Here is a 15,655-nt window from a genome sequence, read left to right on the forward strand (position 1 = left end):
ATGACCGCTACCGCAAAGCTGCCCGATCTTGTCTCGCTCAAGGTCGAGGTGACCGGCCATGTCGCCGAAGTGACCCTGCTCGGCCCGTCCAAGGGCAACGCCATGGGCCCCGACTTCTGGCGTGAGCTGCCGATCGTGTTCGGCGCGCTCGACGCCGACCCCGAAGTGCGCGCCGTGGTGCTGACCGGCAGCGGCAAGCACTTCTCGTACGGCCTCGACCTGCCTGCGATGATGCCGAGCTGGGCGCCGATCCTCGGCGGCGAGTCGCTCGCCGGGCCGCGCACGGAGTTCCTCGGTCACCTCCGGGAGCTGCAGGAGAGCGTCACCTCGGTCGCGCGGTGCCGCAAGCCGGTCATCGCGTCGATCTCCGGCTGGTGCATCGGCGGTGGCGTCGACGTCATCGCCGCCGCGGACGTGCGCGTGGCCAGCGCCGACGCGAAGTTCAGCGTCCGCGAGGTCAAGGTCGCGATCGTGGCCGACCTCGGCAGCCTGCAGCGGCTCGCGCCGATCATCGGCGACGGCCACCTGCGTGAGCTGGCGCTGACCGGCAAGGACATCGACGCCGCGCGCGCCGAGAAGATCGGTCTCGTCAACGACGTCTACGCCGACCAGGAGGCCGCGCTCGTGGCCGCGCGGCAACTCGCCGCCGACATCGCTGCGAATCCGCCGCTCGTGGTGCAGGGTGTGAAGGACGTGCTCTCGGTCAACACCGAGCGCCAGGTCGCCGACGGCCTGCGTTACGTCGGTGCCTGGAACTCGGCGTTCCTGCCGAGCAAGGACCTGGCCGAGGCGGTTCAGGCCTTCATGGAGCGAAGGGCACCCGAGTACAAGGGCGAGTGAGGAGTACGCGTGTTCCGTGCGGCGAGGGATTATCTGCTGGCGCACCGTGAGGACTACGGCACGGCCTACCGGGACTTCGAGTGGCCGCGGTTCACGGAGTTCAACTGGGCGCTCGACTGGTTCGACGAGATCGCCCGCGACCCGGCCAACGCCGAACGGTACGCGCTCTGGATCGTGGAAGAGGACGGCTCCGAGAACCGCTGGACGTTCCCGGAGATGGCGCGGCGCTCAGACCAGGTCGCGAACTGGCTGCGGTCACTGGGTGTCCGGCGTGGGGATCGGCTGATCCTCATGCTGGGCAACCAGGGTGAGCTGTGGGAGACGATCCTCGCCTCGATCAAGCTCGGCGCGGTCATCATCCCGGCGTCGACCCTGCTGGGGCCCGCCGACCTGACCGACCGCGTCGAGCGCGGCGCGGCCAAACACGTGGTCATCCGCGCGGAGGACACGCCGAAGTTCGAGACGGTGGCGGGCGACTACACGCGGATCGCGGTCGGCGAGCCGGTCGACGGCTGGGTGTCCTACGCGGATTCCCAGGACGCTTCGGCGGAGTTCACGCCGGACGGCCCCACCAAGGCCGACGACTCGCTGCTGCTGTACTTCACGTCAGGCACGACCGCGAAACCCAAGCTGGTGCGGCACACCCAGGTGTCCTACCCGGTCGGCCATCTGTCCACAATGTACTGGATCGGCCTCGAACCCGGCGACGTCCACCTGAACATTTCCTCGCCTGGCTGGGCGAAACACGCGTGGAGCAACGTCTTCGCGCCGTGGAACGCCGAGGCGACGGTGTTCCTCTACAACTACACGCGCTTCGACGCGGCGGCGTTGATGGCCCAGATGGACCGGTGCGGCATCACGAGCTTCTGCGCGCCGCCGACCGTGTGGCGCATGCTCATCCAGGCCGACCTGACGGCGTTGCGGGTGCCGCCGCGCAAGGTGGTCGGCGCGGGGGAGCCGTTGAACCCCGAGGTCATCGACCAGGTGCGCAAGGCGTGGGGCGTGACCATCCGCGACGGCTTCGGCCAGACGGAGAGCAGCGTCCAGATCGCCAACACGCCCGGTCAGGACGTCGTGCCGGGCTCGATGGGCCGTCCGCTGCCCGGGTTCAAGGTCGCCTTGGTCGACCCGGTGAGCGGCGAGGTGTCTTCGGAAGGCGAGATCTGTCTCGATCTGTCGGAGCGCCCGGTCGGCCTGATGACCGGGTACGCCGATGACGACGAGCGCACCTCGGCGGCGTTCGCAAACGGTTATTACCACACGGGCGACGTCGGTTCGGTCGACGCGAACGGCTACATCACCTATGTCGGCCGCACGGACGACGTCTTCAAGGCGTCGGACTACCGGATCTCGCCGTTCGAGCTGGAGAGCGTCCTGCTCGAACACGACGCGGTCGCGGAGGCCGCGGTGGTACCGGCCGCCGACCCGATCCGGCTCGCGGTCCCGAAGGCCTTCGTGGTCCTCGCGGCCGGTCACTCGCCGACGGCCGAGACGGCTCAGTCCATTCTGGCCTTCTGCCGGGAGCATTTGGCTCCGTACAAGCGAATCCGCCGGCTCGAGTTCGCGGAGTTGCCCAAGACGATCTCGGGCAAGATCCGCCGTGTGGAGCTCCGCAACCGCGCGGGCGGCGCCGATCTGCGGCCGTCGGGCGAGTTCCGCGAGGAGGACTTCAAGGACTCGTGAGTGTTCCGGCCGGTTCTAACCGGCGAAAACACTCACGACCCACCTCGAAGGTCACAAACCAGACATTAGTCGCACATGAGGAGAAAGATCGCGCCTCCGCGAGGGCAGGATTGCAGCCGGTTCTCGCTTATGAACTCGCGGAGGTTCGGATGGGTTCGCAGATCTTCTCGATTTTCCTGCCGGCGGCGCTCGCGCTGGTGATGTTCGGTCTCGGCCTGTCGCTGACCTTGGCCGACTTCGCCAGGGTGGTGAAGTACCCGAAGGCCGCCATCGTGGCGCTGACGTGCCAGATCGTCGTGCTACCCGCCATTTGCTACGGGCTGGTCGTGCTGTTCGGCCTCAACGGCGTGCTGGCGGTCGGCATGATGCTGCTCGTCGCGTCGCCCGGTGGCACCTCGGCGAACCTGTTCAGCCACCTCGCGGGTGGTGACGTCGCGCTGAACATCACGCTGACCGCGATCAACTCCGTGCTCGCGGTGTTCACGCTGCCGCTGGTGGTCGCGCTGTCGGTGGCGCGGTTCATGGCGGACGACGCGTCGATCGGATTGCAGCCGGCGAAGCTGCTGCAGGTGTTCGCGGTCGTGCTGGTGCCGGTCGCGATCGGCATGTGGGTGCGGCACCGCTACGTCGCGTGGACCGAGAAGATGCAGAAGCCGGTCAAGGTCGCTTCGGTGGTCGTGCTGGCGCTGGCTGTCACGTTCTCGATCGTCGGGAACTTCAAGCTGCTGCTGGACAACAGCGACACGCTCGGGCCGGTGGCGTTGCTGCTTTCGGTGCTGAGCCTCGCGGTCGGCTACGGGGTGCCGCGGCTGCTGCGGGTGGAGCGGCGGCAGGCGATCGCGTCGGCCATGGAGATCGGGATCCACAACGCCGCGCTGGCCATCACTGTCGCGGTGTCGGTGCTCGGCAGCGAGGCCATGGCCGTCCCGGCCGGGATCTACGGCTCGGTGATGTTCGTGCCCGCCGCGATCGCCGCCTACGCGTTGACCCGCAAGAAGTCCGAAAAGCTCGTGAGCGTTGCGGGCGGTTAGAACCGCCCGCAACGCTCACGAGTCCTCAAGCGGTGGTGCCCTCGACCTGGCGGTCGTCCTCGGTCGAGCACGTGGTCACCGGGTCGTCGGGGCCGCTGCCGCAGGTCCACTCGCCGACCGCGATCGGGCCGGGGCCCTGCGGCGACTTGGCCTCGGCCGGGGTGAGCTTCTGGAAGTACTCGGTGACGACCTGGGTCGCCTGCGCGCAGTCGACCGCTCCGCCGCGGATGGTCACCTTGGCCTGCTTGTCCTTGGCGGGCACCTCGCCGCACTTGGTGCCGGCCGCCGCCGGGTTCGCGGCGGGGCTGGGCGCCGGGCCCGACGGGGGAGCGACGGCCGCCGGTGACGACGGGGCGGCCGGCGGCGGCGTGCTGTCGCTGCCGCACCCTGACAGGGCTAGCGAGGCGACGAGCAGGCAGAACACGGTGACTCTGGACATGTGCCCTTCTCGGTGAATGGGTTACTCGGTGGGGACGACCGCGGCGAGCACGGTCGCGTTGTCCTTGCTGCAGGTGGTGCCGCCTTGCGCGGCGGGCGGGCCCGACACGCAGAGCCAGCCGTCGACCGTGTCGCTGACCGGCTCGTTCGACTCGACGGGCTGCTTGCCCGCGATCTTGCGCTGGAACTGCTCGACGATCTTCTTACCGGTCGCGCAGTCGACGCCGCCGCCCGACTGCCCGCCCAGCACCTGCAGGGTCAGCCCGCTGGCGGCGGCCACGGTGCCGCAGGTGCCGTCGGCGGGCGGCGCGGTCGTCTTGGGCGGCTTGGCCGTGGACGCGCCGGTCTCGACCGGGATGGGCGGCAGCGACGGCGGGGAAGAAGCGGAGCTCGAAACCGGCGGGGGAGAAGGTGGCGGGGGCGGCGCTGGCGCCGGATCCGCGGCGCAGCCCACGGCGAGCGCGGCCACCGCGAGGCACGCCAGAACGGCGCGTCCGTGCGTCATGCCACCCTCCCGGCGTGGTGTGAACCGAAGATGAGGAGGGTACCCGGTCGGCAGGAGGAGCCGATCGGCACGGTGACCTCCGGCGACACCGACAAAGAGTCCACAATGGACGGTTAACGGAGTGAATCGCTTTGTCCTAAAGGGTGAAATCCGCGTGCCGGGGCTAACGATCCGGCCACGACAGCCGACAAGGAGAGTGAAAGACCCGCCGTCCCCGACCCGTGAGAGCCATGAGTAACTCCGAAGTCCCCGTCACAGACAACCCGCCGACAGACCCTTGCTCCGTGGTGTGGAGCCACGGCCGTCCCTTCGTGCTCGAGGCGCCGTCCGGCCGCCCGCGCTGGGTCGGCACCGACACCCGCGGCAGGCCGCAGGCCCTCACCCGCGCTGAGCTGGCCCGCAGGGGCTGGAGCCACCGCCGCGCCAGCTAGCCGCAGGACACTAGGCTGAGCGGGTGAGCACCACCCCTGAAGAGTCTTCACTGCTTCGGCAGGCGTTCAACGTGCCGAACCTGCTCTCCATCCTGCGCCTCGCGCTCGTCCCCGTCTTCCTCTGGCTCCTGCTGGGGCCGGAGGAAGACGGCTGGGCGCTCGCGTTGCTCATGTTCAGCGCGCTGACCGACTGGCTGGACGGCAAGCTCGCCCGCTGGCTCAACCAGATGAGCAGGCTGGGACAGCTGCTCGACCCGGCGGCCGACCGGCTGTTCATCCTCGCGACACTCGTCGCCTTCCTGATCCGCGACATCGTGCCGTGGTGGGTCGTGGCGCCGCTGGTGCTGCGCGAGGCCGTGCTCGCCGTCTGCGTGCTGGTGCTGCGCCGCAACGGTTTCGCGCCGCCCGAGGTCACCTACATCGGCAAGGGCGCGACGTTCGTGCTCATGTACGCCTTCCCGTTCCTGCTGGTCACCACCGGCACCTCGGATCTGGCCGCGTTCTGCCGCCCGATCGCGTACGCCTTCACCACCTGGGGCGGCGTCCTCTATGTCTGGTCCGGCGCCCTCTATGTCATCCAGTGCGTGCAGGCCGTCCGCGGTGGCGGGGATCGGGATGCGGCCGCCGCGGCGTAGGTGAGAGACTCCGCGCCAGCCGTTGTCAGAGCACGAAAGGGGAGCGGCTTTGACCACTCCAGAAGAACTCCGCTACACCGAAGAGCACGAGTGGGTCGCGACCCGCGGCGAGACCGTGCGCGTCGGCATCACCGAGTACGCGCAGGACCAGCTGGGCGACGTGGTCTTCGTCGACCTGCCCGAGGTCGGCCGCCAGGTGAGCGCCGGTGACGCGTTCGGCGAGGTGGAGTCCACCAAGAGCGTCTCTGAGCTGTTCGCGCCGCTGGACGGCGAGATCGTCGCGGTCAACGACGGCGTCGCCGACCAGCCCGAGCTGATCAACAGTGACCCTTATGGCGAGGGCTGGCTCATCGAGATCAAACTCGACGACCCGACGAGTGTCGACAGCCTGCTGGAAGCCGAGGCGTACCAGGCGTTGACCAAGGACTAGCACTGTCTGGAGGCGGATCTTTCCTGGTTGGGAGGCCGCGGGTCCGGTTGGGGGAGCCGCGGCAGCCCTGATCGATCAGGCACGGTACGTTTGCACACATACGTTCTTTTGAGGCAAAGCAACATCAGCGGGTGAGGAGAGCTCAGGTGAGCACGAACGACGGACCCGGCGTTCCCCCGGAGTCTTCTCCGGAGCGGACGTCTGTCTTCCGCGCAGACTTCCTGGCCGATGTCGAGGGACAGCAGGCCGCCGCGCAGCCTGCGCCCGCGACGCAGGATGCCGGTCTGGACGCGCTCCGCGCGAACCAGGCTTTGCTGGTCGTGAAGCGTGGCCCGAACGCGGGCTCGCGTTTCCTGCTCGACGTGGACACCACGAGCGCGGGCCGGCACCCGGACAGCGACATCTTCCTCGACGACGTCACGGTTTCCCGCCGCCACGCCGAGTTCCGGCGTGAGGGTGGCGAGTTCGTGGTGATCGACGTCGGCAGCCTGAACGGCACCTACGTCAACCGCGAGCCGGTCGACCAGGCCGTGCTGACCGGTGGCGACGAGGTCCAGATCGGCAAGTTCCGCCTGGTCTTCCTGACCGGCTCCGGGGGTCAGGGGGCGCAGTGACGGCGGCCGGGCGGCCACAGCGCGATGGGTTGAGCATCGGGGCCGTGCTGGCGCAGCTGCGCGGCGACTTTCCCGATGTCACCATCTCCAAGATCCGGTTCCTGGAGTCGGAGGGTCTGGTCCAGCCGGGCCGGACCCCCTCCGGGTACCGGCAGTTCGCCGTGGCGGACGTGGAGCGCCTGCGCTTTGTGCTGTCCGCACAGCGGGATCACTACCTGCCGCTGAAGGTCATCAAGGAGCAGCTGGACGCGGCCGACCGCGGCAACGTGGCGGTCGTGTCCGCTCCGCGTCCACCACGCAAGCTCGTCTCGCTCGATCTGAGCGGGAACGAGGACTTCGGCGCGCGGATGCCGGGCCCGGACGACTTCGCGTCCGAGCGGGAGATCCGGCTGACGCAGGAGGAACTGCTCTCACAGGCTGGGATCGACCTGGCCATGCTGGGGGAACTGCAGCAGTTCGGTCTGATCCGGCCCGGTGCGGCCGGTTTTTTCGATCCGGACGCGGTGCTGGTCGCGAAGACCGTCAAGGCGATGACCGAATTCGGTATCGAGCCGAGGCATTTGCGCGCGTTCCGGGCTTCCGCTGACCGGGAAGTCGGACTGCTGGAACAGATCGTGACCCCGGTGTATCGCCACCGTGACGCCGACGCGAAAGCGCGCGCCGACGAGATGGTCAAGGAGCTGGCCGCACTCTCCGTCGCGCTGCACACGCTGCTGGTCAAGGCGGGCATACGGGGCGTCACCGGCGGCTGAACCGGGCATGGAGTGTCAATTCCGCATGCCTGTTGTCACGCCCTATGTCAATGACTGAATATGCGGCTGTCAATGCCGTACGGTTATACCTGGGTTTGCGTAGCGTGAGCCCGCAGAAGGTGTCCGGACGACGAGCACAGCGCCGTCAAGACGGGTAGCGTCGAGCAAGTCGGGGCTTACCGTCGAAAAGAGGGCGTTGAAGCCCGTGTGCACGAGAGGGAGGCGAGGCCCGATGAGCGAAATGCGCGTCGTCGGAGTGCGGGTCGAACTGCCCGCGAATCAGCCGATCTTGTTGCTGCGGGAGACCGAAGGCGAGCGGTACCTGCCGATCTGGATCGGCTCGGTCGAAGCCACCGCGATCGCCTTGGAGCAGCAGGGAGTCCGCCCCGCCCGCCCGCTCACCCATGACCTGCTCAAAGAGGTCATCGGAGCGCTCGGCAGGGAACTGGAACAGGTCGTCATCACCGATCTCCGCGAAGGCACCTTCTTCGCCGAGCTGGTGTTCGACGGCGACATCCGGGTCTCGGCCCGCCCCAGCGACTCGGTGGCGCTCGCGCTGCGGATCGGCGTGCCGATCCACGCGGAGGACTCCGTGCTCGAAGAGGCAGGCCTGATCATCCCGGACGAGCAAGAGGACGAGGTGGAGAAGTTCCGCGAGTTCCTCGACTCCGTGTCCCCTGAAGACTTCCGAGGCGCGGACACCTGAGCCGCACTCACTTCATGAAGGCCCCTGGCACCTGGTGTGCCGGGGGCCTTCACGCTTGGGTGGCCTTGACGAACAGGTCGCCGAGCTCCTTGGCGTACGCGTCGTAGTCGATCGACGGATCGGCGGCGGCCGCGGCGGCGACCCCGTCGATGGCCTGCGCGATCGACATGGCCATCACCTTGGCGTTGAACGCGCCGAAGGCACCTTCGTTCTGACCTTGTACCAACTGCCGTTCGATCCGGCCGGTGCGCAGCTGCTCGATCATCGGGCCGGTCATGAACCAGCCGTCCTCGTCGTCCGAGTTCGCGGCCAGCTCGGTGAGCACGCGGACGAACTGCGGGTGCGAGCGCAGGAACTCGAGCTCGGTGTCGATGTAGGCGCGCAACAGCTCCGCGCGGTCCTTGAGGTCGGCGACGCGGTCGGCGAGGAACTGCTCCTTGGGCGCGATGGCCGAGGTGAGCACGTTCTGCATCAGGCCGGCCTTGTTGGTGAAGTGGTAGGTGATGATGCGGGTGCTCGACAGGCCTGCCCGCTCCTTGATCTTGGCGAAGGAGGTCTTGCGGTAGCCGAGCTCGGCGATCGTCGCGATGGTCGCGCTGATGATCTGTGCGCGCCGTGCCTGTTCGGTCACGGAGAGGCCAAGCTCCGGTTGCGTCTCGGGTGTTATCTGCATGAGTAAAAATTAACACGACCGAGTAAGCGAGGCAAGTGGGTAGTAAACTCTCAACGTAAACTTGAGGTCTCCGCGCGTCGCGTTGACCGCCCCCGGTCGGCGGCTTACCGTCAAAGGCGGTAAATCGCCACGATGTGATTCGACACCTGGGGACTGTCGTGGCGTGTTGCCGTACCGAGCGTCCCGATCATGGGGATACTCGGCGTGTTCGCCGGCCGCCTGGTCGGGCGAGGGGAGGCATACTGTGGTCGAGGCTGGACAGCACTCCGCATCGGAGCCGAGCCAGGTCGCCGAGCAGGGTGAGTTGTTCCCGGATGCCTCGTTGCCGGATGAGCTGGTGGGCTACCGCGGCCCGGCCGCGTGCCAGATCGCGGGTATCACCTACCGGCAGCTCGACTATTGGGCGCGCACGAAGCTGGTCGCGCCGAGCATCCGCACGGCTCACGGGTCCGGCTCGCAGCGGCTGTACTCCTTCAAGGACGTTCTCGTCTTAAAGGTGGTCAAGCGGCTGCTGGACACCGGTGTCTCACTGCAGAACATCCGCGTCGCCGTCGAGCACCTGGCCGTGCGCGGGGTCCGCGACCTCGCCAAGGTCACCCTGTTCTCCGACGGGACCACGGTGTACGAGTGCACCTCGCCCGAGGAGATCGTTGATTTACTGCAGGGCGGGCAGGGCGTGTTCGGCATCGCCGTCAGCGGCGCGATGCAGGAGATCAGCGGCACCATCCACGAATTCCCGGCCGAGCGCGCCGACGGCGGCGTGATCGAGACGATGACCCCGGACGAGCTCACCCAGCGACGCAACGCCCGCCGCACGGGATGATCACGCGCAGGGTAGGCTCTCGTTCGTAGTCGCCGACCCCACGCGGGAGAGCCCGGGTCAGAACACTGAGCCCGGCGCCGAAGGAGCAAGTCCTCCCCGGAACCTCTCAGGCACAAAGGACCGCGTGGGTCAGACGCCTCTGGAAAGTGGATTGCCCGGGTATCTCCGGGTAACCCCGCCGACGGTGCAAGCCCGGCTCAACCTCGGGTGAAACTCTCAGGCGTCCTCGAAGGACACGGACAGAGTGGGGAGGGCCAACCGGCCCTTTCCCCGCCGTCCGGAGGTCGTAATGGCCCGCATTTCGTTGTCCGACCTGGAACAGGGAACCCCGTTCGCGGACCGGCACATCGGGCCACGCCCCGAAGAACTCGCCCGCATCCTCGAAGTCGTCGGCGTCGAGTCACTCGACGACCTCGCCGAGCGTGCGGTACCCGCTTCTTTACGTGACCCCGCACCGGAGATGGACCTCCCGGCGCCCGCTTCCGAAGCGCAGGCGCTGGCCGAGCTTCGCGCGCTCGCCGCGTCCAACCGGCCGATGATCCAGATGATCGGGCTCGGCTACCACGACACGATCACCCCGCCGGTCATCCGCCGCAACGTGCTGGAGAGCCCGGCCTGGTACACGGCCTACACGCCGTACCAGCCGGAGATCTCGCAAGGCCGCCTCGAGGCACTGCTCAACTTCCAGACCATGGTCGCCGACCTGACCGGCCTGCCGATCGCGAACGCGTCCATGCTCGACGAGGCGACCGCCGTCGCCGAGGCGATGACGCTGGTCCGGCGCGCGGGCAAGTCGAAGTCGGCGCGGTTCGTGGTCGACGAGGACACGTTGCCGCAGACCATCGAGGTCGTGCGCACCCGCGCCGAGCCGCTCGGCATCGAGATCGTCCTCGCCGACCTGTCGCAGGGGATTCAGGGGCTGGGACTCGGCGGCGACTTCTTCGGGATCCTGCTGTCCTACCCGGGTGCTTCGGGCGCGGTCCGTGACCACGAGCGCGTCATCGAGGAGGCGCACGGCTGCGGCGCGTCGGTCGTCGTCGCGGCCGACCCGCTCGCCCTGACCCTGCTGCGCCCGCCCGGCGAGATCGGCGCGGACGTCGTCATCGGCTCGACGCAGCGGTTCGGCGTGCCGATGGGCTTCGGCGGCCCGCACGCCGCGTACATGGCCGTACGCAAGGGTTTCGAGCGTCAGCTGCCCGGTCGTCTGGTCGGAGTTTCGGTCGACGCCGACGGCGCGCCCGCCTACCGGCTCGCGCTGCAGACGCGCGAGCAGCACATCCGCCGTGAGAAGGCGACGTCGAACATCTGCACCGCGCAGGTGCTGCTCGCGGTGATCGCGTCGATGTACGCGGTGTACCACGGACCCGAGGGCCTGCGGACGATCGCGCTGCGCGCGCACCGCATGGCCACCGTGCTCGCCGGCGGGCTCACCGAGTCCGGAATCGATGTACAGCACGGAGAATTCTTCGACACCGTCACCGCGGTCGTGCCAGGACGGGCTTCGGCGATCGTCGCGACGGCGCGCGAGCTGGGCGTCAACCTGCGGCTCGTCGACGCCGATCACGTTGGCATCGCGTGCGACGAGACGACGACTCGTGAGCATCTTTCGCTGGTGTGGAAGGCTTTTGGCGTCGCGGTGTCCGATGTGGACGCTCTCGACGCTGACACCGCCGACGGCCTGCATCCGGAACTCGCGCGGACGTCTGCGTTCTTGACGCACCCGGTGTTCAGCACGCACCGGTCCGAGACGGCGCTGCTGCGGTACCTGAGGACGTTGTCGGACAAGGACGTCGCGCTCGACCGGAGCATGATCCCGCTGGGCTCGTGCACGATGAAGCTCAACGCCGCGGCCGAGATGGAGCCCATCACCTGGCCGGAGTTCGCGGGCCTGCACCCGTTCGCGCCTGCCGAGGACGCGGCCGGGCTTCTGAAGATCGTGTCCGATCTGGAGGGTTGGCTCGCCCAGATCACCGGCTACGACGCGGTTTCCTTGCAGCCCAACGCGGGCAGCCAGGGCGAGTTCGCCGGCCTGCTGGCGATCCGCGCGTACCACCGCTCGCGCGGCGAGAGCGCGCGCGACGTCTGCCTGATCCCGTCGAGCGCGCACGGCACCAACGCGGCCAGCGCGGTCATGGCGGGCATGCGCGTCGCGGTCGTCCGCTGTGACGACCAGGGCAACATCGACCTCGATCACCTGAAGACTTCGGTACTCGAGCACGCGGACGATCTCGCCGCGATCATGATCACCTACCCGTCGACGCACGGCGTGTACGAGGACACCGTGCGCGAGGTCTGCGGGCTGGTGCACGACGCGGGCGGTCAGGTCTATGTGGACGGTGCGAACCTCAACGCGCTGATCGGCCTTGCCCAGTACGGAAAATTCGGCTCGGACGTCTCGCATCTCAACCTGCACAAGACGTTCTGCATCCCGCACGGCGGCGGCGGACCGGGCGTCGGCCCGATCGGCGTCCGCGCGCACCTCGCACCGTTCCTGCCGAACCACCCGCTGCAGCCGCTCGCGGGCCCGCTTACCGGCGTCGGCCCGATCAGCGCGGCGCCGTGGGGGAGCGCGTCGATCCTGCCGATCTCGTGGGCTTACGTCCGCATGATGGGCGCCGACGGCCTACGCCGCGCGACCCTGACCGCGGTCGCGGGCGCCAACTACATCGCGCGGCGACTGAACGAGCACTTCCCGGTCCTGTATTCGGGCCACGACGGCCTCGTCGCGCACGAGTGCATCCTCGACCTGCGCACGATCACCAAGCAGACCGGCGTCACCGTCGACGACGTCGCCAAGCGCCTCGCCGACTACGGCCTGCACGCGCCCACGATGTCGTTCCCCGTCGCGGGCACCCTCATGGTCGAGCCGACCGAAAGCGAAGACCTCGCCGAGCTGGATCGCTTCTGCGAAGCCATGATCGCCATCCGCCGCGAGATCGACCACGTCGCAGCCGGCACCTGGCCACTCGAAGACAGCCCGCTGCGTCTCCGGCGAGTGGAACCGCGCCTACTCCCGCGAGATCGCCGTCTTCCCCGCCGGTCTCACCGCGACCAAGATCTGGCCGCCGGTCCGCCGCATCGACGGTGCCTCCGGCGACCGCAACCTCGTCTGCTCCTGCCCACCCCTCGACGCCTTCGCCGAGTAACGGGGTCGTGAGTGTTTAGACCGGTTATTGATCCGTAAGGCAAATATGGCATGATCGTGGTGTGAACGCGAAGGTTCGGGTGACGGATGCGCGGCGGCTTTCCCAGCAATCGCAGGAGGATCTGCGGCGGCGGGTGGTCGCCGCGGTCCAGTCTGGGCGGACCCAGGTTGAGGTCGCGGAGCTGTTCGGGGTGTCGGTGCGGTCGGTGACGCGGTGGTGGACAGCGTTTCAGCGCAACGGGAATCGGGCGTTGTATGCCGAGAAACGTGGTCGGCGTGCTGGCGAGCAGATGGCGCTGGATGTGAGGCAGCAGGCGCGGTTGCGGCGGGCGGTGCTGGGCAGGTATCCGGACCAGTTTCAGCTGGTGGGGCTGGTGTGGACCCGTGGTCTGGTCGCTGACCTGGTGAAACGCTGGTTCGGGCTGGAGTTGTCACGGGTGACGATCGGGAAGTATCTGCGGTCGTGGGGGTTCTCGCCGCAGAAGCCGGTGCAGGTGGCGTATGAGAAGAACCCGGAGAAGGTCACCGAGTGGCTTGAGCAGCGGTATCCGGCGATCGCGGCGCGCGCGAAGCGGGAGAAGGCGGTGATCCTGTGGCTGGATCAGACGGGGCTGCGTTCGGACGCCTCGGTCGCGGCCACGTGGGCTCCGGTCGGGAAAACCCCGGTGGTGCCCAACAGTGGCAAGCGGTTCACGGTCAACGCGATGGCCGCGATCAGCAACAAAGGCGAGCTCTACTTCACCGTGTTCCAGGGCGGGTTCAACGTCCACGTGATGATCGAGTTCCTCGATCGGCTGGTGCGTCACGTTGATCGCAAGATCCACCTGATCGTCGACGGGCACCCCTCACATCGCGCGATCCTGCTCAAAGACTGGCTCGCCCAGCGGACCGAGCGGATCGAGATGCATTTCCTGCCCGGTTACAGCCCCGAACTCAACCCCGTCGAACTGCTCAACGGCGACCTCAAACACCACGTCACCGCAACACAAAGCCCCCGCACCCAAGAGGAACTGGCGGCAGGCGCACGCACCCACCTGCGCCGCCGCCAGAACCAACCCGACCGCGTGAAAGCCTTCTTCGGCAAGGAACCCGTCCGCTACGCCGCAGACTGACACGCCATATTTGCCTTACGGATCAATAGAACCGGCCGTACCACTCACGACCCCCGTGCCCAGGTAGGCCTGGCGTCGCGCCCAGGCCTCGCGCTGACGGCGGGGGTTTCGCGTGTATGAAGGCTCCCTTCATCCAGTTCGGCCCGTATGAGGGGAGCCTTCATACAGCCTGGGCGTATGAAGGGAGCCTTCATCAAGTTCGAGCTGTATGAAGGGAGCCTTCATCCAGCATGGGTGGATGAGGGGAGCCTTCATACAGGCCGGTAGCCCCCAGCGGCGAGGGTGGCGGCTGGTGTCCTGAGTGGACAGTTGATGGGCGCCGAGGGAACGCCATGGGTGACGCATGGGTCGGCTGGCTGGAGTGAGGGCCTCCCTCACCCGGCTGGAGGTGGTCAGGGCCTCCCTCACCCGACATTTCGGGTGAGGGAGGCCCTCACTCGGCGGATTCGGGTCAGGGAGGCCCTCACCTGAACCCCTCGCGACCACGAGCCGGCCCCCAAGGGGTCGTGAGTGTTTAGGCCGGTTAGAACCGGCCGTACCACTCACGACCCCCGACGTCAGGCGGGGACTTTGTCCAGGAAGCCGCCGACCGCGCTGATGCGGCCGTCGGCGATCACGACCACGTCGAACCCGATGACCAGCGGCTCGGGAGCGTCGGGCGCGCCAAGGTGCCACTGGAAACGCGCCAGGTTGTGGTGCGCGTCGGGTTCGGCGGGCAGGGTGAAGACGAGGCCGGGGAACTGGGACTGGGCGCCCGCGATGAAGGTGTCGATGCCGTCGTGGCCGCGGACCGCGCCGAGCGGGTCGGTGTAGGAGGCGTCCTCGGTGAAGGTGTCCGCGATGAGGGCGCGGCGGCGGGCCGGGTCGGTCTCGTTCCAGACGGCGAGGTAGCGGTCGGCGATGTCGGACATGGTGTGAACCCCTTTTCGGTTTGTGATGGCACAACCTTGTCCGGGGGACCGGCCGCCCGTCGATTACGCGGGAGGTAATGGCGACCGCGAGGCGAACTCCGTAGCGTCGCCGGGGTGACTACTGCGACGCGTCAGCGACCCGTCGGCCAGCTGCTGCGTGAGTGGCGGGACCGGCGCCGGATCAGCCAGCTCGACCTGGCCATCGAGGCGGAGATTTCCACCAGGCACCTGAGTTTCGTCGAGACCGGGCGTTCGCAGCCGAGCCGGGAGATGGTGCTCAAGCTCGGTGAGCACCTCGACGTGCCGCTCAGGGCGCGCAACCAGCTCCTGCTCGCCGCGGGCTATGCGCCCGCGTACGCCGAGACCGGGCTCGCCGATCCCGAGATGGCCGCCGCGCGCCAGGCCGTGCGCCAGCTGCTCGCCAGCCACGAGCCGTACCCGGCCGCCGTGGTCGATCGGCACTGGAACCTCGTCGAGGCCAACGCGAGCATCGGGATCATGGTCGAGGACGTCGACCCGTCGCTGCTCACCAACGTGCTGCGCGCGACGCTGCATCCGGACGGGATGGCGCCGAACATCGTGAATCTGGGGGAGTGGCGGGCGCATCTGCTGGGCAGGCTGCGCAGGCAGGTCGCGCAGACCGCCGACCCGGTGCTCACGGAGCTGCTCGACGAGCTGCGTGGCTATCCCTGCGACCAGCCGGTGCCCGAGGTCGAGGTCCCGGCGCCCGGCGACATCATCATCCCGCTGCGCCTGCGCCATCACGGCACCGAGCTGACCTTCTTCTCGACGGTCGCGACCTTCGGGACGCCGCTGGACATCACGCTGGCCGAGCTGGTGATCGAGTCCTTCTTCCCGGCCGACACGCCGACGGCTGAGTATCTGCGGCGGGGATGGCAGGATACGCGGGGGTAGAGGAATCCGAC

General features: G+C 68.1%; 16 protein-coding genes, 1 pseudogene and 1 riboswitch. Of the genes and pseudogenes, 13 read left to right on the forward strand and 4 right to left on the reverse strand.

From position 1 onward, the window contains the following. From AB5J62_RS17380 to AB5J62_RS17390, 3 genes are all read left to right on the forward strand, one after another. Nucleotides 1-840, forward strand: coding sequence for a crotonase/enoyl-CoA hydratase family protein (locus AB5J62_RS17380; protein WP_370949260.1), 840 nt, complete (start codon nucleotides 1-3; stop codon nucleotides 838-840). A 9-nt stretch (nucleotides 841-849) separates the two neighbouring features. Then, on the forward strand, nucleotides 850-2,523 hold the full coding sequence (locus AB5J62_RS17385; RefSeq protein WP_370949261.1) for an AMP-binding protein: 1,674 nt from the start codon (nucleotides 850-852) through the stop codon (nucleotides 2,521-2,523). A 149-nt stretch (nucleotides 2,524-2,672) separates the two neighbouring features. Next, nucleotides 2,673-3,554 (forward strand): bile acid:sodium symporter family protein, encoded by an 882-nt coding sequence (locus AB5J62_RS17390; protein WP_370949262.1) that lies wholly within the window; start codon nucleotides 2,673-2,675, stop codon nucleotides 3,552-3,554. Between the two features lie 25 nt (nucleotides 3,555-3,579). On the opposite strand, the gene AB5J62_RS17395 is transcribed toward AB5J62_RS17390, so the two are convergent. Continuing rightward, the gene (locus tag AB5J62_RS17395) at nucleotides 3,580-3,993 is read right to left on the reverse strand and encodes a hypothetical protein (protein ID WP_370949263.1); all 414 of its coding nucleotides are present in this window, start codon (nucleotides 3,991-3,993) and stop codon (nucleotides 3,580-3,582) included. Nucleotides 3,994-4,014: 21 nt separating this feature from the next. Next, the gene (locus AB5J62_RS17400) at nucleotides 4,015-4,497 is read right to left on the reverse strand and encodes a hypothetical protein (protein ID WP_370949264.1); all 483 of its coding nucleotides are present in this window, start codon (nucleotides 4,495-4,497) and stop codon (nucleotides 4,015-4,017) included. Nucleotides 4,498-4,781: 284 nt separating this feature from the next. Between AB5J62_RS17400 and AB5J62_RS17405 the strand changes: the two genes are divergently transcribed. The 6 genes from AB5J62_RS17405 (at nucleotide 4,782) to AB5J62_RS17430 (ending at nucleotide 8,065) form a co-directional block, all read left to right on the forward strand. After that, nucleotides 4,782-4,928 (forward strand): hypothetical protein, encoded by a 147-nt coding sequence (locus tag AB5J62_RS17405; protein WP_245757125.1) that lies wholly within the window; start codon nucleotides 4,782-4,784, stop codon nucleotides 4,926-4,928. A gap of 23 nt (nucleotides 4,929-4,951) precedes the next feature. Next, on the forward strand, nucleotides 4,952-5,563 hold the full coding sequence (locus AB5J62_RS17410) for a CDP-alcohol phosphatidyltransferase family protein (RefSeq protein WP_370949265.1): 612 nt from the start codon (nucleotides 4,952-4,954) through the stop codon (nucleotides 5,561-5,563). 49 nt (nucleotides 5,564-5,612) lie between these two features. After that, nucleotides 5,613-5,993, forward strand: coding sequence for a glycine cleavage system protein GcvH (gene gcvH / locus AB5J62_RS17415; protein ID WP_370949266.1), 381 nt, complete (start codon nucleotides 5,613-5,615; stop codon nucleotides 5,991-5,993). Nucleotides 5,994-6,139: 146 nt separating this feature from the next. Next, nucleotides 6,140-6,607 (forward strand): glycogen accumulation regulator GarA, encoded by a 468-nt coding sequence (garA, locus tag AB5J62_RS17420; protein WP_370949267.1) that lies wholly within the window; start codon nucleotides 6,140-6,142, stop codon nucleotides 6,605-6,607. Then, nucleotides 6,604-7,359 (forward strand): MerR family transcriptional regulator, encoded by a 756-nt coding sequence (locus AB5J62_RS17425; protein ID WP_370949268.1) that lies wholly within the window; start codon nucleotides 6,604-6,606, stop codon nucleotides 7,357-7,359. The genes garA and AB5J62_RS17425 overlap by 4 nt, the downstream gene beginning before the upstream one ends. Nucleotides 7,360-7,591: 232 nt before the next feature. Next, a complete protein-coding gene (locus tag AB5J62_RS17430; RefSeq protein ID WP_091286322.1) occupies nucleotides 7,592-8,065 on the forward strand; it encodes a bifunctional nuclease family protein in 474 nt (157 codons plus the stop codon). Between the two features lie 49 nt (nucleotides 8,066-8,114). On the opposite strand, the gene AB5J62_RS17435 is transcribed toward AB5J62_RS17430, so the two are convergent. Further along, the gene (locus AB5J62_RS17435) at nucleotides 8,115-8,738 is read right to left on the reverse strand and encodes a TetR/AcrR family transcriptional regulator (protein ID WP_370949269.1); all 624 of its coding nucleotides are present in this window, start codon (nucleotides 8,736-8,738) and stop codon (nucleotides 8,115-8,117) included. Nucleotides 8,739-8,982: 244 nt separating this feature from the next. Between AB5J62_RS17435 and AB5J62_RS17440 the strand changes: the two genes are divergently transcribed. From AB5J62_RS17440 to AB5J62_RS17450, 3 genes and pseudogenes are all read left to right on the forward strand, one after another. After that, nucleotides 8,983-9,561 carry a MerR family transcriptional regulator gene (locus AB5J62_RS17440; RefSeq protein ID WP_370949270.1) on the forward strand — a complete coding sequence of 193 codons (579 nt, stop codon included), beginning with the start codon at nucleotides 8,983-8,985 and terminating at the stop codon, nucleotides 9,559-9,561. Nucleotides 9,562-9,594: 33 nt separating this feature from the next. Beyond that, nucleotides 9,595-9,694: riboswitch (glycine riboswitch) on the forward strand. Nucleotides 9,695-9,850: 156 nt separating this feature from the next. Then, a pseudogene (gene gcvP / locus AB5J62_RS17445) lies at nucleotides 9,851-12,707 on the forward strand (aminomethyl-transferring glycine dehydrogenase). Nucleotides 12,708-12,768: 61 nt separating this feature from the next. Then, a complete protein-coding gene (locus tag AB5J62_RS17450; protein WP_370942872.1) occupies nucleotides 12,769-13,818 on the forward strand; it encodes an IS630 family transposase in 1,050 nt (349 codons plus the stop codon). Between the two features lie 557 nt (nucleotides 13,819-14,375). On the opposite strand, the gene AB5J62_RS17455 is transcribed toward AB5J62_RS17450, so the two are convergent. Further along, nucleotides 14,376-14,729 (reverse strand): nuclear transport factor 2 family protein, encoded by a 354-nt coding sequence (locus tag AB5J62_RS17455; RefSeq protein WP_370949271.1) that lies wholly within the window; start codon nucleotides 14,727-14,729, stop codon nucleotides 14,376-14,378. 114 nt (nucleotides 14,730-14,843) lie between these two features. Between AB5J62_RS17455 and AB5J62_RS17460 the strand changes: the two genes are divergently transcribed. Further along, a complete protein-coding gene (locus AB5J62_RS17460) occupies nucleotides 14,844-15,644 on the forward strand; it encodes a helix-turn-helix domain-containing protein (protein WP_370949272.1) in 801 nt (266 codons plus the stop codon). Nucleotides 15,645-15,655: the final 11 nt, after the last annotated feature.

The organism is Amycolatopsis sp. cg5 (assembly GCF_041346955.1).
In the GTDB taxonomy this organism is placed as follows: Bacteria; Actinomycetota; Actinomycetes; order Mycobacteriales; family Pseudonocardiaceae; genus Amycolatopsis.